We start from the raw sequence: 23,166 nt of genomic DNA on the forward strand, positions 1-23,166 counted from the left end.
TTTACTATTTCTATTTGTTTACTTTGTTTGAGAAATTAAATAACCAAATAAATAAACAAGCTATGAAAAAAAATTTACTTTTCCTTTTTGTATTCCTTTTGAACTTTAACATGCAGGCACAGGCCCCGCAAATTGAAGGCGACATTTTGATGTGTCCATGGACAGATGGCACAGCTTCGATAACTACTAGTCAAACCTATGATAGTTATCAATGGTATTTTAAATATTGGTTTCTACCGGGTGAGTATGAAGCCATCAGTGGAGCCACCGGTGCAAGTTTAACTTATGATTGGTATACGTATGACCAAGCCTTATTGAAGGTTGTTGTAACACTTGATGGATCGACATTTGAATCCAATGTGATTCAAGTAGACAGTTGGAATTGGGTTGGGTTGGTTGTTTTTAATGAAATGAATGATAATGTCACTTTTGATCCGGATACTGAAACTTTTTTATTATGTGAAGGCACTACCTTTGAATTGTCAATCAATAATCCTCCTTATGATACGAATATTGTTTGGTATAAAAATGACACGCCAATAGCAGGAGCCACCCAATCTAATTATATGGTGACTGAACCCGGCTATTATTATGTAATTGCAGCCCCTTCTTTTTGCCCGGACAATTCCAGCAATTCCTTAGGATTTGCTGTTGCTTGGAATCCGGATTGTAGTTTAAGTGTTACTAATCCGAATGGTAACCCTGTTGTGCAGGTATATCCCAATCCCGCAAAAGATAAAATTAGAATAAGCTCACAAAACTTTCAACCTGAAAGCTATTCCATTTTGGACGTAATGGGTAAAGTAATACAATCGGGATTTTTAGCTGATGATGGGTTTTTGGATATTTCCAAACTATCAAGCGGTATGTATCTCTTACAAATCAATAGCGATATGCAATTGACCACCCATAAAATCATTAAAGAATAATCAATCAATAAATCAATAGTTTTTTTAGAAGTGCTCAATTTACACTAGTGGATTGGGCCTTTTTATTTACCAAAAGAAGGCATACAAGAACACCAAAACAATCATAATTGCAAAAGCACTAATGTTAAATACCGCGTTAGTTTTGAACGTTTCTCTTTGCAATTCAAATCCTTTTGCATCATCAGCCCCTTTGTTTTGCTTCCAACTTAATACAGCGATGATGGCCATAGTGATTAAAGTGGTATAACCCATTTGGTCTAAGAAAGGGACACTAGGGAAAACAGTTTCTAAACCGGTACCTTCAGCCCAACCTTTCGGTCCCACTTTAAAAAACATCGCAATAGGTATGGATACTAATGCTCCCCAAATGGCGGCTTTGTTTGTGGTTTTTTTCCAAAACAAACCTAATAAGAAAATAGCTAAAATACCCGGACTTACAACCCCCGTATATTCCTGAATGAATTGAAATGCTTGGTTAATACCACCCAAAAGAGGTGCTATAATTGCTCCAATAGTAAGTGCAACGGCAGAAGTCATTCTTCCCACTCTAACCGTAGCTTTATCATCAGCGTTTTTGTTGATGTATTGTTTGTAGATATCCATTGTAAAAATAGTAGAAGTAGAATTCAACATCGATGCTAAAGAAGAAACAATCGCCGCTGTTAACGCTACAAATGCTAATCCTTTTAAACCAGTTGGTAAAAATTGAATTAACCACGGATAGGCTTTGTCTGCGGCACCATTACTTGGTATGTTGATTAAGCCTTCTGCTCCCAAACGGGCTAACATTTCAGGATCATTTACAATCACAAAAGCTGCAATTCCCGGAATTACTACGATGAACGGGATTAATAATTTCAAGAAAGCCGCCAGTAGAATTCCTTTTTGAGCTTCTTTCAATGATTTGGCAGCCAATGCTCGTTGAATGATGTATTGATTGAATCCCCAATAATATAAATTGGCCACCCATAATCCACCAATTAAAACGCCTATACCCGGTAAATTCAAATACTCCGGATTGGATTCGTCTAATATCATAGAGAATTTTGTGGGAGCTTTGTCATAAATAATGCCCAATCCCTCCACCATTCCTTCTCCACCTGAAACAGTGTTTAATGCCAAATAGGTTGTGGCTAATCCACCAAAAACCAAGAATACCACCTGAATAGAATCCGTCCAAGCAATAGACGCTAATCCACCATAAATGGAGTAGGCTGCTGCAAAAAGAGATAAACCGATAATGGCCCACATCATATCAACCCCCATAATAGTGTTCATGGCTAAGGCTCCTAAATATAACACCGAAGTAATGTTTACAAACACATATAAGGCAACCCAAAACACCGCCAAAATCGTTTTTAAATTGGTAGAAAATCTTTTTTCAACGAATTCCGGAATGGTATAAATTCCTTTTTCAATAAAAATCGGAAGAAAGTATTTTCCAACAATGATTAGCGTAATGGCTGCCATCCACTCATAAGAAGAAATCGCTAAACCAACGGCAAATCCGGAACCCGACATGCCAATAAATTGTTCGGCAGAAATATTTGCAGCAATCAAGGAAGTTCCAATAGCCCACCAAGGCAATGATTTGCTGGCTAAAAAGTAATCTTCAGCATTTTTTTGATGTCCTTTTTTGGTTCGCGACATGTATAAGCCAACGCCTAAAATCATCAACGCGTAAGCCACAAAAATTACATAATCCAGCGTTTCAAAACTTGTGTTCATTTGGAAATAAGTTTGGTTAGTTTTTTAATTTATAATGCAAGGTAGGCAAGTCTCTCAAAATGGCTGCACTTTTTTCAGGCGAACTATCACGTTGGGCTTCTCCCATCATTTCATAACCTACCATGAATTTTTTTACGGTCGCACTTCGCAATAAAGGCGGATAAAAATGCATATGAAAATGCCATTCAGGATGAGCGGTTCTATCCGTTGGAGCTTGATGGATTCCGGACGAGTAGGGGAATGAGGTTTCAAAAAGATTATCATATTTAACCGTGATTCCTTTTAAAATTTCGGCAAATGCTGTCGTTTCTTCTTTCGTCATGGCGATAATGGTACCAAAATGTCTTTTGCTGATAATCATGGTTTCATACGGCCATGTTGCCCAAAAAGGGACAACTACCGCAAAATGTTCGTTTTCCAAAACGACACGTTCTTTGTTTTCTAATTCGGCATCCAAATAGTCTTTTAATAAACTTCTTTTATTGTTGGAATAATATTTTTCAAGGCTTTTTTGTGTTTTCTCCACTTGCGTAGGTAACGACGATTGTGCCCAAATTTGTCCGTGTGGATGTGGATTACTGCAACCCATCACAGCTCCTTTGTTTTCAAAAATTTGAACGTGGTTGATAAAATCTTTGCTGCCCAATTCAATGTATTGTTCCTTCCATGTTTGAACTACTTTTTCAATGTCTGAAACCTCCATTTCAGGAATTGTTAGGTTATGCTTTGGCGAAAAACACACTACTTTATTAATGCCGCGTTCCGGTTTTAATTGAAACATCGGATTTAAAGTAGGTTCATGCACTACTTCTTCTTCTAATAAAGCGGCAAAATCATTCTCAAACACAAAACAATCGGTATAGTTGGGATTTTTAATTCCATTGGAACGTTCGTTGCCGGGACACAAATAACAATTGGCATCATATTCGGGTAATGCCTCCGAATTATTTTTTTCATTTTGCCCTTGCCATGGTCTTTTGGTGCGATGTGGCGAAACCAAAACCCATTCGTCTATTAATGGATTATAGCGACGATGTGGGTGTTCGTTGGGGTTGAATGTTTGCATCATTTATACTTTTGTTGTTCCTTTTGAAATTTTGATTTTATAGGCGGATAGTTCAATACCAAAAGCATTTCTATACGTTTCGGATACTTTAGCTATTAGCTCATTTTCGGTTCCTTTTTCTACCAGATTAATGGAGCAACCACCAAAACCACCACCCATCATTCGGGCTCCTAAAACTGATTTTTCAGAGCGAACAGCGTTCACTAAAAAATCAATTTCAGTACAACTTACTTCATAGTCTTGTGATAAACCTTCATGGGTTTCATACATCAATTGTCCTAGTTTTTCAAAATCATTTTTGTCTAATGTTGCCACGGCTTCATTTACTCTTCGGATTTCATTGATTACAAAATGACATCGTTTAAAAAGCAATTCGCCCAATTCATTTTTTAAAGTTGCTAATTGACTTTCGGTGCAATCTCTAAAGCTTTTCACTTGCGGAAAATGACTTTTGATGATGGACAAACCTTGCTCCACTTCATTTCTACGGTCATTGTATCCGGAAGTTAAATGGGTGTGTTTCACATTACTATCCAGTAAAAGTAATGCATATTTTTTAAAATTGGCGTTGTGGTATTCATATTCAAGCGAGGTGCAATCTAATTTTATTGCTTTGTTTTTCTTTCCAAATACACTCGCAAATTGGTCCATGATGCCACATTTTACGCCTACAAAAGTGTGTTCAGATTTTTGGCCGATTAAAGCAATTTCTTCTTTGCTTAAGCCTAAATCAAACAACTTGTTCATTGCATAGCCAAATCCACATTCTAACGCCGCTGAAGAAGACAAACCGGCTCCCATTGGAATGGTGCTGCTGAAAACCATGTCAAACCCTTTTTCAGGAAACCCTTTTAATTTTAATTGGTGTAAAACTCCTAAAATATAATTCACCCACATTTTGTCAACGGGCACTAATGCATCATTGCTATGAAATTTATAAGCGTCATTTAAATCTTTTGCCACAAGGGTACAATCGCCAGTATCGTTTGTTGAAACGGCAAAGCAAATGTATTTGTTGATGGCTGCCGGGAGTACAAATCCGTCGTTGTAATCTACGTGTTCACCAATAATGTTGATACGTCCCGGAGATAAAAAAACAGCTTCGGGTTTGTTGTGGAACTGCTTTTCAAAATGTTTAGTTGTTTCTTTGATTAACTTCTTTTTCATGGCTTTAATTCAAGTGTTGCTTCTTTCAGTCCTTTGGCTTTGGCTTTGATTTTAATTGCTTTTTTAAAAGTAGTTGTTCGCACTAAAATTGTAGCCATACCGGCTTCTGCCGGAAATGGATTTTGACCAACTAATTCAACATCTGTACCTTCAATACTAAATGTAATCTCGGTTGTTGCATCCGAAACCAAATTTCTATTTGCATCAGTTATTGTAGCATACACAAAAACAACATCGGGAAAATCAGGATTTATTTTTACTGTTGATTCATCATAGCTTACAACTATTTTTGAAGGTTCATTGGCTGATTTTACACTATGTTCCGCTACTTTTTTTCCATTTATAAATCCTTCAGCTCGTAGTGTTCCTTTTTCAAATTTTGGAATAGAAAAAACAAATGGCGGATGGGGTAATTCATTGGAAAAAGGAGAAATTGTTGGTTTTTTTCGGCTGATTAAAACGTCATTCACATAAAATGCGACTTCCTCACAATTGCTGAAAACAGTCACGTCCAAAGGCGATTTTTCATTCCAATAGGAAGCAATATGAATCACGGGACCCGAAACTAATTTTTGGTTCAACTTCACTTTTGGTGAACGCTGACTTTGGTAAAAATAATGAGCAAATTTCGGGATACGGAAAATATCGCTGATGCCGGAACTTTCGATATCATCGGCATATCCGCGATTGTAATCAAACATCAACCAATTGGCTTGACCAATAGTGTGTTTTCCTTTCAAATTTGAATTGAATGCTTCTTGATAATTAAATGCTTGTTGCAGCAATCGTTTTTCGCCGTAAGCACGCAATTGTCTGCTGGAGCGTTCTTCTTCTTTTAAATTGGAATAAGAAGTTTGATTAAAACCGGCGTTTTGAGCGTAATATTCCCAATCGCCATATTCAGCGATGAAGATTTTTCGGTTTTCTTTTTCGTAGTTGTTCCAATACTCCGGTGCTTTTCCGTGTTGACGAGCGGGAATATAAAGGTCGTAATTCGGATTATCAATCCAACCGGCGGTATATATGTTGGCATAAGGCAATTCACCCCGTAAGATTTCATTCGCCTTTTTCATGTAGGGTTCCTTCATGTCGCTTTCGTTTAAAGAAACTTCCCAAAAAACGACACTAGGATGATTTCGGTCTCTTCGGGCTAAATCCCGAATTTCCTGATAGGAGTTTTCTATAAATTTTTCGTCACCCGTAAATTGCCAACCTGAAATACAATTCATCACTAAAAGTCCCAATTCATCACAAGCTTTCATGAAAGATTCGGTTTGCGGATAATGAGACAATCGCACAAAATCAAAACCTGCATTTTTAATTTTCACTGCATCGCGGTAATTGGCTTCGTCGGAAAGTGCATAGCCAATGTATGGATATTCCTGATGGCGATTGGTTCCGTTGATGAATACTTTTTCATCATTCAAATAAAAGCCATCAGCTTTGAGCTCTGCTTTTCTGATTCCGGTTTGAATAGTTTGAGAATCAATGGTTTTTGAATCAGCAATCAAATGTACTTCTACTTCGTATAAATTCGGGTTTTCAATTCCCCATAATTTTGGATTTAAAATTTCAACACTTTGCGAAAGTGATGCATTCGAATTGGGCTCCATCGTGACTTCATTGGTTGTAAAAGAAATCGCTTCTGAACCATTTTTAAATGTGATGGATGCTTTTACTTTTTTCGATTGATTAGCTTCATTCTTTACATGAATTTTTACACTACCGCTCGCTTTTTCTTTAGCAATAGTGTTGAAATTCACTAAAATTCCGCCACTATTTACTTTATTAGCATGAACGGCATCTGTGATATACGTTTTGTTTGTTTGGATTAAATAGACATTGCGATAAATACCGCCGTAATAATTAAAATCTAATGTTTTTAATGTTTTCCCCGGAGGAATTTGTGGATTGTCCTGATTGTTTACTTTTACAATAATCGTGTTGTCATGTGGTAAAACGATGTCAGTTATGTCAACGGTAAACGGCAAATAACCCCCTTGATGGTGTGTCATTAATTCGCCATTCACCCAAACCCAAGCTTCGTGCATGACACCTTCAAAGTAGAGAAAAACTTTGTCATCCGTTTTTGGGTGGTCAAACTTTTTCTGATACCAACAATCGCCTTGCCATTGATTGTTGACAATCAAAGGTTCCAGATGAGCCGTGTGTGGAAGTTGTACTTTTTCCCAATTGAGAGCAGTGGAGTCTTTCATAAAAGTCCAATCGGAGCCAAAATTAACTTTAGTGCGGTTGGAAGTAGTTTCTTTTCCACAAGAAATAAAAAGCAGCGAGGTTAAGAAGAGTAAAATTGAGTGTTTCATTGTAAATTTTTAAGCAAATTAATCTTTAAAAGCATCCAAAGCCGGTGAGGGTTGTCCGTTTTCCAGCCAAGCACTTAAACTGTAACCACTCCAGCTTTTTTCACCTTGGGGTTCCCAGTATAAAACACCTAAACCTTTGTTGTTAGGAACATTCTTGACTGCTTTGATGGTGGCTTCTAAAAGTTCTTTGGTGTTTTCAACTTTGTCGTATTCGCCTCCCACTTCCACCACCATCACTTCGGTGTTGTAACGAGTTACTAAATCATTCAAGTTGAATTCTAAATTGGCAATAGTTTCTGTGTAATCTTTTTTCACCCAAAACGGATAATAGGAAAGTCCGATGACATCATATTTTACATTTTGAGCTTTGGCATTGTCAAAGAAAGTTCTGAATTTCTCGATGTTATCACCTTCGTCTAAATGGACGATTACTTTTATAGACTTATCAACGGCTTTTACAGCATCGTAGCCTTTGTTTAATAGAATTCCCAATTGGTTCCAATTGTCGGTGCTTCCTTCGGGCCAAAGCATGCCGCCGGGAATTTCGTTACCCACTTGTACCCATTCGGTTTTTACTTTGGCTTTTTTTAAAGCCGTCATTACATCAAAGGTGTGGTTGTAGACTTCCTGAGCTAGCTTTTCAAACGGAAGGTCTTTCCAAGCGGCGGGTTTGTTTTGTTTTCCGGGATCGGCCCATGAATCACTGTAATGAAAATTAATCATGATGCGAAAACCCATTTTTTGAGCCCGTTGAGCTAGAGCAACCGTTTCCTCTTTGCTGCAATGGCCACTTCTCGGGTCATCAGACGGATTGACAAACACCCGCAAACGAACCGTGTTCATGCCTCGGTCTTTCAATAATTGCAAGCCATCTTTTTTGGATCCGTCGGTATCGTAAAACTGATAACCAGTTGCTTCCATTTGTGGTAACCAAGTGATATCGGCACCTTTTGAAAATTCAACATTGTTTTGAGCAAAAGAGAGTTGCATGGTTACAACCAACAGGAGTACTTGAATTTTTTTCATCATTATTCTTTATTAAATACCTGAATTGCAGGTAAGGCGTTGTTTTCAAAATTCCAAAGAGCTTGATTCTCCCAAGACGAACCATTGGTGGCTTGGCTTCCTCTGAAAGAAATCCACTCGGTTCCCCAATAGGCAAAACCTAATCCGTGGGGACTCTGTTTTAAACGGTTTTTAATTTCAAGTAAAAAGTTTTTTTGTCCTTCGGGGGTGGCAGGATAAGCCGGAATCAATTGGTCTTCTAAGCCAACGATGTTGTTTGTCCAGTCGTTCCATTGCAAGGTGAACGGATAGGCTGTTTCAGCCAAAAGCACTTTTTTATTGTGGGTTTGTCCCAATGTATTCATGGTTGAAGAAAGTGTTTCTAAATTTTTTCCATGCCAAATGGGATAATAAGATAAACCGATGTAGTCATAATCAACTGTAGTCATTTTGTTGAAAAACCAATCGGAAGCATTTAATCCGGCAAAATGGATCATAATTTTTGTTTGCGGACGAACCGAGCGAACGGTGGCACTTGCCGTTTGAAGTAATTGAATACATTGGGCTTCATTGTTAATCAAATGGCCATCAGGGAAAAGTAATCCCACATTAATTTCATTGCCAATTTGGATGATGTCCGGTTGGATTTCATTCAGAAGTGATGTGGTATAGGTGGCTACTGCCGCTTTTAATTCTGTAAAATTTAACCCTTGCCACTCGGCAGGTTTTGCTTGATGACCCGGATCGGCCCAAGTATCGGAATAATGAACCGTAAGCCAAACTTTCATACCTGCTTGTTTCGCACGTTGGGAAAGAATTTTTGCTTCCACCAAACTAGAATGAATAGAAGATGGATTTTTCCAAACACGAATACGAACCGTGTTGCAACCCGCATTTTTTAATGTGGTTAAAACGGCTTCGTTTTGTCCGTTATTTTTATAAACAGCTCCTGCACTTTCCGCTTCGGGTAGAAATGAAAGATCAGCAGCTCTGATAAAATTATCTTCAACGACCGGTATTTCTTCTTCGGGAGTTTTTTCATCACTTGAACAATGGATGAAAAGCAATAAGATTGGGAGGCACACTAATGTGATTAACTTTTTCATAGTTCTTATTTTATTGTTTCAAAAGCAAAAATAGTTTGGTGGTGATACCGTTCTCCTTTTTTTAAAACAGCAGAAGGAAAATGAGCATGATTTGGTGCATCAGGGAAATTTTGTGTTTCAAAACAGATGCCGCTTTTTGTATGATAGGCGGCGTTTTCTTTTCCCTTAATCATTCCAAAACAATTACCGCCCACATAAATATGTACTGCCGGTTGGTTGGTTGCCACTTTCATATTAATTTTAGTTTTGTCACTGAATAGTGAAGCAGCAATTTTTGCCTTTTGATCAATAACGAATGTGGTATCAATTGAAGTAGGACATTTTTTTTGTTCTGTGAAATCAAAAGGACAGTTTGCAGTATGTAAAAGATTTCCGGTTGGAATATTGAGTGTGTCAGTTTCAAGAACTTTAGCCGCATTCACAAGCAAAGATTGCTTTTCGATACTATTTTGATGCCCTTCTAAATTGAAATAACTGTGTTGTGTTACATTTAAAATGGTATCCTCGGTTGCATGAGCATGGTATTCTACCACTACCTGATTGTTTTCCGTCAATAGGTACGTAACTTCAACCGTCAAAATTCCAGGATAATTTTCTTCTTCGTTTTTACTTATATATTGTAAAGTAATAGATGGAGATTCGCCTTCACTTCTATTTTTTAAACTCCAAAATTGTTTACTTAAGCCGTCATTTCCACCATGAAGGTGATGCTTACCATGATTTTTATGTAATTGAATTGTTTTTCCGTTTAAAATAAAAGAGCCTTCATTTATTCTTCCGGCATACCTGCCCACTACAGCTCCAAAATAAGGGGCGTTTGGCAAATTGAACGAGTCTACATAAGCTTGTAAAGTATCAAAGCCTAAAACTACATCGATTTTTTCTTGATTTGCATTAGGTGCTTTTATAGATGTAATGGTTGCTCCATAATTGATTACAGCCAATTCCATCCCGTTTTTATTGGTCAAAGTATAACAAAAAACTTCTTTTCCGTCAGGAAGCAAACCGAAGGATTTCGTGTTTATAGGGGAGGCAAATTGTGAATAATTATTTTTTTGCATGCTATTTTTATAGATATGCTAACAAAATTAGAAAAGTTTTGTTGTTTATCATACCAGTACCTACCAGTTTTTGTAACTTGCCCACCAGTTAATTACTTTTTATGAAACTAATAAACTTAGAGGCTCAGTCAGGTATTCCTAAATACAAACAAATTATTTCGTCTGTAGAAATTGCTATAGCAGAAAATCGTTTAAAAAGAGGAGATCAATTGCCATCCGTTAATAAATTGTGTTTGGAATTCTCCATTTCAAGAGATACGGTTTTGTTAGCCTATGATGAGCTCAAAAAGCGAGGCATTGTATTTGCCATTCTTGGGAAAGGATATTACATAAAAAGCACCGAATTTAGCTTTGAGCACCGCTATTTTGTTTTGTTTGATGAATTGAATGCCTTTAAAGAAAATTTATATAATTCTTTTTTAGAAGCAATTGATAATCGGGCACAAATTGATATTTTCTTTCATCATTTTAATTTGGACATGTTTCGAAAGTTAATTAATGAAAGTAATGGAAATTATTCCAAATATATTATCATGCCCACTAATTTAAAAGGAGCGGCTGCCATTATAAAAACATTGCCTAAAAATGATGTTTATATTTTGGATCAAACCAATGATGATTTGAGTGGATATCCTTCGGTGCATCAAAATTTTGTGAAAGACGTTTTTTCCGCTTTAGTGAAAGCCAAACTTTTGTTGAAAAAGTATGAACGCTTGGTTTTGATTTTTCCGGGATTTAAAGAACCATTGGGAATGGTGGAAGGGTTTGAGAAATTTGGTGCTGATTTTTTATTTGAAAATACAATTATTCCAAATTTTGAGCATCAAATTATAAAAAAAGGGACTGTTTATATTATTCCCAATGATCGGCATTTGGTAGAAGTAATTGAACAAGCTAAAAAGCAAGAGTTGCTGATTGGTTTGGATTATGGGATTATTTCCTATAATGATACGCCTTTAAAAAAGGTAGTAGAAAATGGAATTACTACGATTTCAACTGATTTTACAGCAATGGGATTGCTGTTGGCTGACATGATTTTGAACAACAAAAAAGATAAAATAGAAAATCAAAGCGACTTACTAATCAGAAAGTCGCTTTAATGTTTTTATATTTATTCTGCTGCTACTAGTTTGCTGGCACTACGGTATACAAATTCATTGTAGATATGTCTGCGTGCAAAACGAGCAGGCGATTCCGCATTCACCAATTTGATATAAGTAACTTTAGGTACGCCAAAATATTCAAACGAATTTCCGTCTAAAAAGTTGATGTATAAAACTCCGTTTTCGAAATAAAAATCAAGAATTCCAGAAGTTGTCGTCGTCTTGATATACTCTTCTTTTACTTTCTCTTGAGTTTCAGGTGCGATACTTACTAAAAAGTGGTAGGCTTCAATAATTTCTTTACTGCGTTCTTCAGCGGCATGGCGTTCCTCAGCATCAGCAATGGTGTCAGGATGAATGTCTTTCATGCTGTTGCGGTAAATAGTTTTTAATTCCTTAAGGGTTGCTGTTTTAGTAACATCAAGCAATTTTCGGTATCCTGAGATTTTTTTTGAATTCATAAGTTTCTTGACTACGTGTGGTGCACGTTTTTAAATTTTTTGCAAAAGTAGTCTTTTATATCCAAGAAACCTATTGTTGAGTGATTTACGCTTTTTTTGACAAAAATGTAACTAATCCTGCTACAGCCAAAACACCACCAATAATCATGCTAATCATGCCTTTATTATCTGTTTTACCAAACAATTCACCAATTTGAGAACTAGCGGAATCCATGTGATTCATGCCATAAATAAGTAAAGCTACACCAATGCCTAATACGACCAGACTAATAATTTTTTTAGAATCCATGATTGAAGTTTTAGAAGTTATTAGTTAGCAAGGTAGGGCATTATTTAATAGGGGAATGATTTAATTTCTTTTTTGTAACTTTTTAAATAAAAAAAGAACCAATTTCTTGATTCTCTTTGCTTGATAGTGTGAGTTTGAATCTTACCTGTGACCGCCGAGGCGGATAATGAGCCTTCCGATTTATGTAATAAAAAAAGCTTCATATTTCTATGAAGCTTAACTCTAGTAGCGGGAACAGGACTCGAACCTGTGTCCGCCGAGGCGGATATGAGCCCTCCGATTTATGCAATAAAAAAACCCTCTCATTTCTGAAAGGGTTACTTAGTAGCGGGAACAGGACTCGAACCTGTGACCTTCGGGTTATGAGCCCGACGAGCTACCTACTGCTCTATCCCGCGATGTTTCGGGTGCAAATATACAACCTTTTTATACAATTGCAATATTTTTTTTAATTATTGTGTTTTTTGATCGTTGTAATTTGGGTATATTTGAGAAACAAATCACATGATTTATCTCACCGATCTTATTTCAAAATGGACTAACTCTTTGGAGTGGATGATGTTAGTTATGGTAATTGGTGGTGGTTTATTTTTGATAAGTTATGCGAAGTTTAAGCCCTATTTTTATTTTAAACACGCTCTTCAAATTGTTGCAGGAAAGTTTGATAAAACCGAAGATGTTGGTCAGGTAAGTCATTTCCAAGCTTTATCGGCTGTAATTGCAGCAACGGTTGGATTGGGCAATATTTCCGGAGTGGCTGTTGCTATTTACAGTGGTGGTCCCGGAGTTGTTTTTTGGATGTGGGTTACTGCTTTTATCGGCATGGGAATCAAATTTTATTCTTGTACGTTGGCAGTATTACTGCGTGAAGTGGATGCAAATGGCATTGTCAGAGCCGGTCCGATGTATTATATGTCAAAAGGTTTAGGGAAAATAGGGAAGCCTCTGGCGGTTTTCTTTGCATCGGTCACTCTATTAGGCGTATTGCCGGTTTTTACAGCCAATCAGTTGACGCAATCGTTGATGGAAGTTTTGCAACCCAATACTTTTTGGGCGATTGGAGATTTTAATTGGAAACTACTTTTTGGTTCACTATTGATTGTGATTACCGCCACAATTATTTTTGGCGGTTTAAAGAAAATTGTTCGCGTCACTTCGGCTTTGGTTCCTTTTATGGTTGTGATTTATTTGTTGGTAGCACTATTTATTTTGGTAACAAATGGCACTAAAATCTTACCCACTTTTCAATTGATTTTTACAGAAGCTTTCAATTGGGAGACTTCCGTCATTGGTGGTTTGTCGGGTTTAATCATCATTGGTATGCGAAGGGCTGTTTTTTCTAATGAAAGCGGATTGGGAACAGCTCCCATTTATCATGGTCAATCCAAAACTAACGAACCTGTTCAAGAAGGTTTGGTTGCCATGCTCGGACCGTTTATTGACACAATTATAGTTTGTACGATTACGGCGTTACTGATTTTGATAAGCGGTGTTTATTTGGAAGGCGATAAAAACGGTATTGTTTTAACCATGGCTGCTTTTGATCAATTATTGTTTGGATTTGGCAAACCCTTGTTGTTAATTTTGGTGTTGGTTTTTGCTTTATCTACGTTGTTTACCTATTCTTTTTATGGTACACAATGTTTAACTTTTCTCGGAGGAATAAAAATTGGCAAGTATTACAACCCAATTTACTTATTGAGTATTATCTTTGCAGCAATTGCTTCTCTTGAATTTGTAATCGGATTGATAGATTTGGCATTTGCTCTAATGAGTATCAGTAATATGATTGCATTAGTGCTTTTGGCACCCAAAGTAAAAGAAGCGACCTATCATTATTTTAAAAATCAGTATGGAAAATCATAAAGCCGGATTCGTCAATATCATTGGAAATCCAAATGTGGGAAAATCAACTTTGATGAATGCGTTCATTGGAGAAAAATTGTCCATTATTACTTCAAAGGCACAAACAACGCGTCACAGAATTTTAGGAATTGTAAACGGAGATGATTTTCAAGTGGTTTTATCAGACACTCCCGGAATTATAAAACCGGCTTATGAAATGCAGGAATCCATGATGCAGTTTGTAAAATCAGCTTTTGAAGATGCCGATGTATTGATTTATATGGTTGAAATAGGAGAGAAGGAGTTAAAAGACGAAGCTTTTTTTAATAAAATCATTCACACTTCCATTCCGGTTTTGTTGTTGTTGAATAAGATTGATAAATCCAATCAAGAACAATTGGAAGAACAGATTGCTTTGTGGAAAGAAAAAGTGCCCAATGCCGAAATTTTTGCCATTTCAGCCTTAGAAAATTTCAATGTTAAAGAAGTGTTCAATAGAATTTTAGAATTGTTGCCACTTTCACCGCCCTACTATCCAAAAGATACCTTAACCGATAAACCGGAGCGTTTTTTTGTGAACGAAACTATTCGTGAAAAGATTTTAATGCATTATGATAAAGAAATTCCTTATGCAGTTGAGGTAGAAACGGAAGAGTTTATCGAAGATGAAAACATCATCCGAATTCGTTCCATAATCATGGTGGAACGCGATACACAAAAAGGAATTATTATCGGGCACAAAGGTGCTGCTCTAAAAAGAGTGGGCGTTCAATCTCGTGAAGATTTAGAAAAATTCTTCGGTAAACAAATTCACATTGAACTTTTTGTGAAAGTAAGTAAAGATTGGCGAAGCAATGCGTTTCAGTTAAGACGATTGGGGTATAATCAGAAGTAGGTGATTGGAGTAATTTAGTATAGAGTATGGAGTTTAAAATTTCAGCAATTCAAATTCTGTGTTTTCTGTGCTTTCTGTGAGCTACACTTTTCTTAATGAAAGTCGCAACCTTTGCGTAACCTTTGCGGTTAAAACTTTAATTTCCTTAATGAAATAAAGCGAAGCGTCTTAAAAACCTTTATGTTAAAAAAACTTTATTTTTAATATTGATTCCATTTTACCAATTATTCAGATTTTATCAATCAGTGTTTAAAAAAGGTGATGGGTGATTGGTAATGGATTATTACGTTTTAAGAAATAAAAAGTTATTCTTCCAAAATTTTATCCATCAAAACTTCCAATTCTTTGGCTTGCTTCAAACCTTTTTTTCGGTTAAGACGAGCAATAAAATAGAGCAAAAACCAAATGTTTACCATGGCAAACATCACAACCAAATCAAATCCATAGGCTTGATTTAATGACCATTTGGAAAAAGCTATCATTGAAAAAATGACAAATATTCCTGCTACTACAAAGTGAAGAAACATAAATAATGTCCACAAAACAGGATCCGGGCCATACAAACCTCTTATAAAAGTATTACCATCTTCCATTTTTTCAATTTCTAAATGCAAATGAGGTGAATGTTTCTCTCGATGTAACATACCAATGTTTAGCCAAATATGATGTCCTAATACCTTTATTTTATAATCAGGTTCAACTTTTTCTTTCAGTTCTTCGCAACTGTTTAAAATGTCATCATAGGATTTGGTCACCACTTTATCAAAGCGATATCGAAGCGATATTTGTTCGTCTATATCCATCTAAATGTAGGAATGTTTAGGAAGTACTAATTTACGAATAATAACTTGAAACGAAAAAAAAGCAGCTTTATTTTTTAAAAAAGAACGGTTTGAAAATCTTATTCCGCTTCGCTTTAAGTTTAAATGGTATACTTCAAACAAAAAACCTACCTTTGCAAAATATTAGAAATTAGAAGTATGAGTACTATTGTAGCCATTGTGGGAAGACCAAATGTTGGAAAATCAACGCTTTTTAATCGTTTGATAAAACGAAGAGAAGCAATTGTTGACTCCGTAAGTGGTGTAACCCGCGACCGAAATTATGGAAAAAGTGAATGGAATGGAAAGGAATTTTCAGTAATTGATACCGGTGGATACATTAAAGGTTCAGACGATATTTTTGAAGCAGAAATCCGTAAACAAGTAGAATTAGCCATTGATGAAGCTGATGTTATTATGTTTGTAGTTGATGTTGAAGAAGGCATAACGCCAATGGATGATGAGGTGGCAAAATTACTTCGCAAAATCACTAAGCCTGTTATTGTGGTGGTTAACAAAGTAGATAATGCCATGCGTGAAAAAGACGCCTATGAATTTTATAATTTAGGATTAGGCGAATTCATCACTATTTCAAGTACTTCCGGAAGTGGAACAGGAGAGTTGTTGGATGAACTAATCAATGTTTTTCCAAATAGACCCGAGCCTACACAAGAAGAGATAGAATTGCCTCGTTTTGCTGTAGTTGGTCGACCTAATGCCGGAAAATCAAGTTTCATCAACGCACTTATTGGGGTAGATCGTTATATAGTTACCGATATTGCCGGGACAACCCGAGATTCTATTGATACCAAATACAACCGATTTGGGTTTGAATTTAATTTGGTAGATACTGCCGGAATTAGAAGAAAAGCCAAAGTGAAGGAAGATTTAGAATTTTATTCTGTTATGCGTTCTGTTAGAGCCATTGAACATGCCGATGTTTGTATTTTGATGATTGATGCTACTCGCGGATTTGAAGGTCAGGATCAAAGTATTTTTTGGTTAGCCGCTAAAAACAGAAAAGGGATTATCATTTTGGTTAACAAATGGGATTTAGTTGAAAAAGAAACCATGTCAACCCGTGATTATGAAGTGAAAATCAGAAAAGAGTTAGAGCCTTTTACAGATGTAACAATTTTATTCGTTTCGGCTTTGACCAAACAACGTTTGTTGAAAGCGTTAGAAGAAACCGTTAAAGTTTTTGAAAACAGAAGACAACGAATTCCAACTTCAAAATTCAACGATTACATGTTGAAATTGATTGAAGCCTATCCGCCACCGGCTTTAAAAGGTAAATATGTGAAGATTAAATATTGCATGCAATTGCCAACGCCAACACCTCAGTTTGTGTTTTTTGCTAACTTACCACAATATGTAAAAGAAGCTTACAAACGATTTTTAGAAAATAAAATCAGAGAACATTGGGATTTTTCAGGTGTTCCTATTGATATTTATATAAGAGAAAAATAAAAATTAGATTTCTATTTTAATCCATTAAATAATTAAGATTCATNNATGAATCTTAATTATTTAATGGATTTTTTATTTCGAGTTTGAATTCTAATTTTAAATGTTAAAGTTTATGTAAGAAATTTTAACATTTCATACTAAAAGTGTTAATTCGCTGTTATAGAATTTTCTCACAGCCAAATTTTTTAACATTGTATGTCTAAACATTTCCTAACCCTAGCTTTGTTTTTTTGCATTTGTATTGCCAATAGTCAAAATTTTGTAACCGTTAAAGGTAAAATTATTGATGAAACATCTAAGCTCCCCCTTGAATCGGCAACTGTTTTTTTAACTTCAAAAAAAGACTCCACCGTAATTGACTATACTATTTCGGAAAAAAACGGGAATTTTGAACTCAAAACACGAAAGAATGACCAAGCGGTATTTTTAAAAGTTTCCTACATGGGCTATAAAAGTTTCAGAAAAGAAATCAATGATTTGAAAGAAAACGTAGAATTGGGATTTATTTCTCTGAGTGAAAATGGCACCGCATTGGATGAAGTGGTTATAAAAGGCGAAGCACCACCGGTTCGAATTAAAAACGACACTTTAGAATTTGATGCCGCTTCTTTCAAAGTTGGTCCTGATGCCAATGTTGAAAAATTATTGCGTCAATTGCCGGGGGTTGAAATTTCTCCTGAAGGTAAAATCACCGTTAATGGTAAAGAAGTAAATCAAATTTTGGTGAATGGAAAACCGTTTTTTGGCAAAGACGGAAAAATAGCTACGCAAAACTTACCCGCAGATATTATAGAAAAAATACAAGTAGTAGATACCAAAACAAAAGCTGAAGAAATCTCTGGCGATGCAGCTTCTGCAGAAGAAAAAACCATCAATTTAACGATACAAGAAGATAAGAATAAAGGATTTTTCGGAAAAATAATGGGCGGATTGGGTTCTGATGATCGTTATGAATCGAGTTTGTTGCTGAATTGGTTTAAAGGCGAACAAAAGATTAGCGTACTCGCTTCGGCAAACAATATCAACTCGGTCGGGTTTTCGATGAATGAGATTTTTGATAATATGGGTGGAGGCAGAAACAGCTCCATTTACTATAGCGATGACGGCTCGTTTGGAATTAATGGTATGACATTTGGCGGAAGTAATGGCATCACTACTTCCAATTTAGTAGGGTTGAATTATGTAGATAAATGGTTTAAAAAAGTAGATATGAGCAGCAATTACTTTTTTACGAATGCAGAAACAGAAAATGTGAACCGAACATCAAGAACCAATTTGTTGCCCAATCAAACTACGTTTACAGCATCAGAATCAATGACCAACAGAATTGGTAATTCACACAATCTAAGTTTTGATTTTGAAGTAAAATTAGATTCAACGGCAACCCTTTATATGAGTCCAAAATTCACAAAGAGTTTGAATAAAGAGCGATCGCAAAGTAATCAACAAACAAGCAATGAACTTAACGAATTGAGTAATGAAAGTAACTCTTTCGCATTTTCTGATGTGGATAACGGATCTTTTGAAAACAATAGCTATTATTATAAATCTTTTAAAAAGAAAGGAAGAGGTTTGTCGGCTAGTATAGATAATGAACACAGAAAAACAACCACTTTTTCTAATTTGAATTCTGAAACTTTTTATTATTTGACAGCCGAACCTGATGAAATCAGAAACCAAAATCAGGCATTAAATAGAAACTTTGATAAAATCAGAACTGAAATTCGGTTTGGAGAGCCACTAACCGATTCATTGAAGTTAAGCGTAACCACTGAGTTAAATTATTATGCTTCAAAAGAGGCAAACAACACCTTTGATTTTGATGCGGATTCGGGAAATTATGATGCCTTCAATGCAGAACAATCCAATGCAATTAATTCCAGTGTTTTGAAATTCTTTCCATCTACTGGTTTAAATTGGGTAAAGAAAAAGTTAAAAGCTCGATTTAATGTGGGGCCGGAATTTGTAACTTTTAAAAACGAATCCGATTATTTAGGCTTTACAACCGAGTTGAATAAAAACTATATTTTCCCGAGAGTCACCGGAAATTTGAGTTACAACATCAGTAAAACTAAATCCATTTATTCTAATTATAATTTTAGAATGGAATTGCCTCTGGCTAATCAAATTTTACCGGTTGTCAATCTTTCCAACCCATTGAATACAATAGTTGGAAATGAAGAATTGAAACCCACACAACAACATTCCTTGTATTTGAATTATAACAATTATGATTGGCAGACCCGCACCGGATTGTTTTATTATGGAGGTATGAATTTTACTAAAAATCAAATAGTAGCTTCTACCGTTTATGATGAAAGTTTTAGAGCACAAACAACCTATGAAAATGTTGATAGAGGATTAAATAGTTATTTTGGTGTTACATGGAGTAAATCATTCAAAAAAGACAAGAGAAACTTGCGTTTAAGTGTTGGGATGGACTCCGGATATACTATAAATCAAGGATTGACTAATGATGAATTATTTGAATCAAGAGGTTGGAGAATGGAACCTAAAGTGAGTTTTAATTGGAGTATTGAAGAACTGATAACTATTGCTCCTTCTTATAGCTACGCTTTTAATTCGACCAATTTTTCCAATTATGTGATTGATAATGCCAATAATTTTGTACATCGTTTCAAAATGGAATTCACCAGTTATTGGCCGAAAAAAGTAGTCTTTGGAAATGATTTTGGCTATACCTATAACTCCAACATTGCCGATGGTTTTCAAAAAGATTTTTACCTATGGAATACCAGCTTGGGATACAATTTTTACAAAGACCGATTGCTGGCCAAAGTGAAAGTATATGATGTGTTAAATCAAAATGTAGGTGTCCGAAGAACCATTACACCAATCGCAATTACCGATACGGAAAACATCGTCTTACAACGTTATGTCATGTTTTCTCTGACTTACAAATTAGATAAATTTGGAGGTAAGAAAGAAGGTGAAGGAGGGATTTTTATTATAGATTAACTAAAAATAGTGACGCTTTTTTGGCTTAATTTATACTTTTTCCAAAAAGGCAATGCGTTTTTCGATAGGAGGATGGGTGGCAAAAAATCCACTCAAACTACTAAAGATATTGGTCTCTTTTTTATCGGGAGTATTTTCGATGAACATTTGTTTAATTTCTTCGCTTTTGACATCTTTAATATGGTGACGCCCTGATATTTTTTTCAAAGCAGAGGCTAAAGCCCAAGGTTTTCGGGTCATGGCGGCAGCCCCACTATCGGCCATGTATTCTCTACTACGGCTGAGTGAAAAACGGAACAACATGGTGAGCAGATAGGCGATAACAGATACCACTAAAATCACAAGCATAAATTTGCCGGAGTCTTTATTGTTTCTTCTACCGCCTCCGTAGAGCATACTTCGAAAGGAAATTTCCATTATAAAAGTAAAAATCCCTACAAAAATGATTGAAATGACAAGTAGTCTTACATCTCGGTTGCGAATGTGCATGAGTTCGTGGGCAATGACACCTTCGAGTTCATCCTCATCTAACGCTTCGATGATGCCTCTGGTGAGTGTTACTGTATAGGTTTTGTTGTCAATTCCGCTGGCATATGCATTTAGAGCGGCACTTTCGATGATTTCGACTTTTGGCATTTGCATTCCTTGGCTGATGCAGAGGTTTTCAACCAAGTTGTAAATCTTCATGTTGTTTTTTCGCTCCAAAGGTTTGGCTCCGGTGGCCATAGAAATCATTTTGGTATGTCCAAAATAAGCTATAGCAAACCAAATACCTACTATTACTACCACAATGGGAGCAATCCTGAGAAAGTTTTGGTTGATGTAATCTAGGTCATAGCCGTAATCGGGTTGGTATTGCAATAGGAACACTACCGCATAGACCGACAGCAATAAAACGGTCGGAAATGCAAAGAGTAACAACACTGATTTGCGGTTGTTTTTACGGATTTGTTCCTGTATACCTACGTATTTCACGGATTAAAATTTAACTTCTGGAGCTTTGTCTAGATTGGCTCTTTCAGTCGCACCCAAGTCAAACATCGGCTCTGTTTTAAAACCAAACATTCCTGCCAAGATATTGTTGGGAAATTTTTGCACTGCATTGTTTAATTCGCGTGTGGCCGAGTTGAAGTATCTTCTGGCTGCAGCCAATTTGTTTTCGATGTCTGAGATTTCGTTTTGCAACTGCATGAAGTTTTGATTGGCCTTCAAATCCGGATAAGCTTCCACTTGGATGCTTAGCCCACGTAAAGCTCCGCTCAATTCTTGTTCGGCAGCTATTTTGTCGTTGATGCCTGTGGCGTTCATAGCTCGTGAACGAGCATTGGTGATGGCTTCCAATGTTCCACGTTCGTGTTCCATATAGCCTTTTACTGCACCAATCAACTGAGGAATAAGGTCATGGCGTTGCTTAAGTTGAACGTCGATGTCGGCAAAAGCATTTTCACGATTGTTGCGATTACTCACCAATCCATTGTAAATTCCTATCGCCATAAAAGCCAGTAAAACGATAAATCCGATAACAATTAATAGTCCAGTCATAATGTTTGTTTTAGTATATTATAATGCGTTTTTTAATTCAGTTAATTGTGTTTTGATACCTTCAAGTTTCGTAATGATTTCAAATTTGTCTAATGATTTTTTTTGTCCTTCTTTCAAATGTATTTTTGCTCCATCAAGTGTAAAACCTCGTTCCTTAACTAAATGAAAAATCAATTGTAGGTTTTTTACATCTTCGGGGGTAAACATCCGATTGCCTTTGGCATTTTTTTTAGGTTTAAGGATGTCAAATTCTTTATCCCAAAATCGAATTAAAGATGCGTTTACATCAAAGGCTTTGGCCAATTCGCCAATACTATAATATCGTTTTTCCGGCAGATTTAAATGCATTAGTCGAGTGCTTGATTTTCTTGGTTAGCAATTTTTGAAATGGCAATATATTCTTGAGCGGAAATACTTCCGTAGTAAAAGTTAATCGGGTTGATAGGTTCACCATCTTTATGTACTTCATAATGAAGGTGAGGAGCCTCACTACGGCCGGTGCTTCCCACGTAGCCAATAATATCACCACGTTTCACTTTTTGTCCGGCTCTCACTTTAAATTTGCTCAAATGAGCATAAAAAGTTTCATAGCCATAACCATGTCTGATAACGATTAAGTTACCATAACCTGACAATGAATTGTCTGCTCGTTCCACAACGCCATCGCCACTGGCATAAATTGGAGTTCCGGTTTTAGCAGTAAAATCCATTCCGTAATGGAATTTTCTAATTTTGGTAAAAGGGTCATTTCGATAACCAAAACCGGAAGCAACTCGTGTCAAATCTTCATTTTTCACAGGTTGAATTGCCGGAATTGCGGCAAGTAATTTTTCTTTATCTTTTGCTAAACGCAAAATTTCATCTAATGATTTTGATTGAATGGCTAATTGTTTTGAAAGCATGTCTACTCTTTTTGTAGTAGTAATAACCAGTTCAGAATTGTTGTAGCCTTCTAATTCTTTGTAGCGATTTATACCCCCAAAACCTGCTTTGCGTTGTTCGTTTGGAATGGGAGAGGAGTTAAAATAAACACGATATAAGTTGTTGTCTCTTTCTTCAATACTTTCTATAACTTCATCCAGCTGACTCATTTTTTTATTTAAAATGGCATACCGTAATTTTAAGTTTTCAATTTCTCGAGCTTGCAACCGGTCTTTTGGCGTTTCAAAATATGGGGTGTTGATTAAAAGCACAAAACATAAAAACCCAAATAAAGCAGCAGAAACTAAAAACAATGTTATATAGCCGAGTCTTCGGCCCTTTTTTGGACTAATTTTTTTATAAGCTAAACTTTCGGTGTCGTAATAATACTTTACTTTCTTCGACATTTCTTAAATTATACTATTTTTGTGCTTTCAAAAAGCATTAGACGAAC

Annotated in this window: 20 protein-coding genes and 1 tRNA gene; 6 read left to right on the forward strand and 15 right to left on the reverse strand. The window is 36.1% G+C overall.

The window, feature by feature from the left end; all coding sequences use genetic code 11:
- Positions 1-62: 62 nt before the first annotated feature.
- Positions 63-929, forward strand: a complete 867-nt coding sequence (locus B3L86_RS08670) for a T9SS type A sorting domain-containing protein (RefSeq protein WP_291117748.1) — start codon at positions 63-65, stop codon at positions 927-929.
- A gap of 66 nt (positions 930-995) precedes the next feature.
- Here the strand turns inward: B3L86_RS08670 and B3L86_RS08675 are convergent, their stop codons facing one another.
- Genes B3L86_RS08675 through B3L86_RS08705 form a run of 7 tightly spaced genes read right to left on the reverse strand, consistent with a single transcriptional unit; the run spans position 996 to position 10,386 of the window.
- Positions 996-2,657 (reverse strand): sodium/sugar symporter, encoded by a 1,662-nt coding sequence (locus B3L86_RS08675; protein WP_291117751.1) that lies wholly within the window; start codon positions 2,655-2,657, stop codon positions 996-998.
- 16 nt (positions 2,658-2,673) lie between these two features.
- Positions 2,674-3,723, reverse strand: a complete 1,050-nt coding sequence (locus B3L86_RS08680; protein WP_291117878.1) for a UDP-glucose--hexose-1-phosphate uridylyltransferase — start codon at positions 3,721-3,723, stop codon at positions 2,674-2,676.
- Between the two features lie 3 nt (positions 3,724-3,726).
- A complete protein-coding gene (galK, locus tag B3L86_RS08685; RefSeq protein ID WP_291117753.1) occupies positions 3,727-4,890 on the reverse strand; it encodes a galactokinase in 1,164 nt (387 codons plus the stop codon).
- Positions 4,887-7,214, reverse strand: coding sequence for a glycoside hydrolase family 2 TIM barrel-domain containing protein (locus B3L86_RS08690; RefSeq protein ID WP_291117756.1), 2,328 nt, complete (start codon positions 7,212-7,214; stop codon positions 4,887-4,889). Before B3L86_RS08690 ends, galK begins: the two co-directional genes overlap by 4 nt.
- Before the next feature lie 18 nt (positions 7,215-7,232).
- Positions 7,233-8,240 carry a glycoside hydrolase family 53 protein gene (locus tag B3L86_RS08695; protein WP_291117759.1) on the reverse strand — a complete coding sequence of 336 codons (1,008 nt, stop codon included), beginning with the start codon at positions 8,238-8,240 and terminating at the stop codon, positions 7,233-7,235.
- A gap of 2 nt (positions 8,241-8,242) precedes the next feature.
- On the reverse strand, positions 8,243-9,325 hold the full coding sequence (locus tag B3L86_RS08700; protein ID WP_291117762.1) for a glycoside hydrolase family 53 protein: 1,083 nt from the start codon (positions 9,323-9,325) through the stop codon (positions 8,243-8,245).
- Between the two features lie 5 nt (positions 9,326-9,330).
- Positions 9,331-10,386: an aldose epimerase family protein gene (locus B3L86_RS08705; protein ID WP_291117765.1), complete on the reverse strand. Its 1,056-nt coding sequence runs from the start codon at positions 10,384-10,386 to the stop codon at positions 9,331-9,333.
- Positions 10,387-10,487: 101 nt separating this feature from the next.
- On the opposite strand from B3L86_RS08705, the gene B3L86_RS08710 reads away from it, so the two are divergent.
- Positions 10,488-11,486, forward strand: coding sequence for a GntR family transcriptional regulator (locus B3L86_RS08710; protein WP_291117768.1), 999 nt, complete (start codon positions 10,488-10,490; stop codon positions 11,484-11,486).
- 11 nt (positions 11,487-11,497) lie between these two features.
- Here B3L86_RS08710 and B3L86_RS08715 read toward each other — a convergent pair whose 3' ends face one another.
- From B3L86_RS08715 to B3L86_RS08725, 3 genes are all read right to left on the reverse strand, one after another.
- Positions 11,498-11,950 carry a KTSC domain-containing protein gene (locus B3L86_RS08715; RefSeq protein WP_291117771.1) on the reverse strand — a complete coding sequence of 151 codons (453 nt, stop codon included), beginning with the start codon at positions 11,948-11,950 and terminating at the stop codon, positions 11,498-11,500.
- A gap of 85 nt (positions 11,951-12,035) precedes the next feature.
- A complete protein-coding gene (locus B3L86_RS08720; protein ID WP_291117774.1) occupies positions 12,036-12,239 on the reverse strand; it encodes a DUF3185 family protein in 204 nt (67 codons plus the stop codon).
- A gap of 325 nt (positions 12,240-12,564) precedes the next feature.
- Positions 12,565-12,637, reverse strand: a tRNA-Met gene (locus B3L86_RS08725).
- Positions 12,638-12,743: 106 nt separating this feature from the next.
- Here B3L86_RS08725 and B3L86_RS08730 point away from each other — a divergent pair.
- A complete protein-coding gene (locus tag B3L86_RS08730; RefSeq protein WP_291117777.1) occupies positions 12,744-14,105 on the forward strand; it encodes an alanine/glycine:cation symporter family protein in 1,362 nt (453 codons plus the stop codon).
- The gene (era, locus tag B3L86_RS08735; RefSeq protein ID WP_188360605.1) at positions 14,092-14,979 is read left to right on the forward strand and encodes a GTPase Era; all 888 of its coding nucleotides are present in this window, start codon (positions 14,092-14,094) and stop codon (positions 14,977-14,979) included. Before B3L86_RS08730 ends, era begins: the two co-directional genes overlap by 14 nt.
- A 305-nt stretch (positions 14,980-15,284) precedes the next feature.
- Here the strand turns inward: era and B3L86_RS08740 are convergent, their stop codons facing one another.
- Complete coding sequence (locus B3L86_RS08740) at positions 15,285-15,782, reverse strand: hypothetical protein (protein ID WP_291117782.1); 498 nt, start codon at positions 15,780-15,782, stop codon at positions 15,285-15,287.
- 177 nt (positions 15,783-15,959) lie between these two features.
- Here B3L86_RS08740 and der point away from each other — a divergent pair, with 177 nt between their 5' ends.
- Together der and B3L86_RS08750 are read left to right on the forward strand one after the other, a co-directional pair.
- Positions 15,960-17,270: a ribosome biogenesis GTPase Der gene (gene der / locus B3L86_RS08745; protein ID WP_188360606.1), complete on the forward strand. Its 1,311-nt coding sequence runs from the start codon at positions 15,960-15,962 to the stop codon at positions 17,268-17,270.
- A gap of 195 nt (positions 17,271-17,465) precedes the next feature.
- The gene (locus B3L86_RS08750) at positions 17,466-20,249 is read left to right on the forward strand and encodes a TonB-dependent receptor (protein WP_291117786.1); all 2,784 of its coding nucleotides are present in this window, start codon (positions 17,466-17,468) and stop codon (positions 20,247-20,249) included.
- Between the two features lie 30 nt (positions 20,250-20,279).
- On the opposite strand, the gene B3L86_RS08755 is transcribed toward B3L86_RS08750, so the two are convergent.
- From B3L86_RS08755 to B3L86_RS08770, 4 genes are read right to left on the reverse strand one after another with little or no spacing between them, the layout of a single operon-like run.
- Entirely contained in the window at positions 20,280-21,224 is a 945-nt protein-coding gene (locus B3L86_RS08755) for a M48 family metallopeptidase (protein WP_291117788.1), read from the reverse strand.
- A gap of 3 nt (positions 21,225-21,227) precedes the next feature.
- Positions 21,228-21,791: a LemA family protein gene (locus B3L86_RS08760; protein ID WP_291117791.1), complete on the reverse strand. Its 564-nt coding sequence runs from the start codon at positions 21,789-21,791 to the stop codon at positions 21,228-21,230.
- An 18-nt stretch (positions 21,792-21,809) separates the two neighbouring features.
- Positions 21,810-22,139, reverse strand: a complete 330-nt coding sequence (locus B3L86_RS08765; RefSeq protein WP_291117794.1) for a MerR family transcriptional regulator — start codon at positions 22,137-22,139, stop codon at positions 21,810-21,812.
- Complete coding sequence (locus B3L86_RS08770; RefSeq protein WP_291117796.1) at positions 22,139-23,119, reverse strand: M23 family metallopeptidase; 981 nt, start codon at positions 23,117-23,119, stop codon at positions 22,139-22,141. Before B3L86_RS08770 ends, B3L86_RS08765 begins: the two co-directional genes overlap by 1 nt.
- Positions 23,120-23,166 lie beyond the last annotated feature (47 nt).

The sequence above is a fragment of the Flavobacterium sp. UBA6135 genome (genome assembly GCF_002428305.1).
In the GTDB taxonomy this organism is placed as follows: domain Bacteria; phylum Bacteroidota; class Bacteroidia; order Flavobacteriales; family Flavobacteriaceae; genus Flavobacterium.

What these genes read in the sequence shown, in the direction of transcription:
- B3L86_RS08670 (WP_291117748.1), top strand. Translation starts at nt 63, where the DNA reads ATGAAAAAAAATTTACTTTTCCTTTTTGTATTCCTTTTGAACTTTAAC.
- B3L86_RS08675 (WP_291117751.1), bottom strand. Translation starts at nt 2,657, where the DNA reads ATGAACACAAGTTTTGAAACGCTGGATTATGTAATTTTTGTGGCTTAC.
- B3L86_RS08680 (WP_291117878.1), bottom strand. Translation starts at nt 3,723, where the DNA reads ATGCAAACATTCAACCCCAACGAACACCCACATCGTCGCTATAATCCA.
- galK (WP_291117753.1), bottom strand. Translation starts at nt 4,890, where the DNA reads ATGAAAAAGAAGTTAATCAAAGAAACAACTAAACATTTTGAAAAGCAG.
- B3L86_RS08690 (WP_291117756.1), bottom strand. Translation starts at nt 7,214, where the DNA reads ATGAAACACTCAATTTTACTCTTCTTAACCTCGCTGCTTTTTATTTCT.
- B3L86_RS08695 (WP_291117759.1), bottom strand. Translation starts at nt 8,240, where the DNA reads ATGAAAAAAATTCAAGTACTCCTGTTGGTTGTAACCATGCAACTCTCT.
- B3L86_RS08700 (WP_291117762.1), bottom strand. Translation starts at nt 9,325, where the DNA reads ATGAAAAAGTTAATCACATTAGTGTGCCTCCCAATCTTATTGCTTTTC.
- B3L86_RS08705 (WP_291117765.1), bottom strand. Translation starts at nt 10,386, where the DNA reads ATGCAAAAAAATAATTATTCACAATTTGCCTCCCCTATAAACACGAAA.
- B3L86_RS08710 (WP_291117768.1), top strand. Translation starts at nt 10,488, where the DNA reads ATGAAACTAATAAACTTAGAGGCTCAGTCAGGTATTCCTAAATACAAA.
- B3L86_RS08715 (WP_291117771.1), bottom strand. Translation starts at nt 11,950, where the DNA reads ATGAATTCAAAAAAAATCTCAGGATACCGAAAATTGCTTGATGTTACT.
- B3L86_RS08720 (WP_291117774.1), bottom strand. Translation starts at nt 12,239, where the DNA reads ATGGATTCTAAAAAAATTATTAGTCTGGTCGTATTAGGCATTGGTGTA.
- B3L86_RS08730 (WP_291117777.1), top strand. Translation starts at nt 12,744, where the DNA reads ATGATTTATCTCACCGATCTTATTTCAAAATGGACTAACTCTTTGGAG.
- era (WP_188360605.1), top strand. Translation starts at nt 14,092, where the DNA reads ATGGAAAATCATAAAGCCGGATTCGTCAATATCATTGGAAATCCAAAT.
- B3L86_RS08740 (WP_291117782.1), bottom strand. Translation starts at nt 15,782, where the DNA reads ATGGATATAGACGAACAAATATCGCTTCGATATCGCTTTGATAAAGTG.
- der (WP_188360606.1), top strand. Translation starts at nt 15,960, where the DNA reads ATGAGTACTATTGTAGCCATTGTGGGAAGACCAAATGTTGGAAAATCA.
- B3L86_RS08750 (WP_291117786.1), top strand. Translation starts at nt 17,466, where the DNA reads ATGTCTAAACATTTCCTAACCCTAGCTTTGTTTTTTTGCATTTGTATT.
- B3L86_RS08760 (WP_291117791.1), bottom strand. Translation starts at nt 21,791, where the DNA reads ATGACTGGACTATTAATTGTTATCGGATTTATCGTTTTACTGGCTTTT.
- B3L86_RS08765 (WP_291117794.1), bottom strand. Translation starts at nt 22,139, where the DNA reads ATGCATTTAAATCTGCCGGAAAAACGATATTATAGTATTGGCGAATTG.
- B3L86_RS08770 (WP_291117796.1), bottom strand. Translation starts at nt 23,119, where the DNA reads ATGTCGAAGAAAGTAAAGTATTATTACGACACCGAAAGTTTAGCTTAT.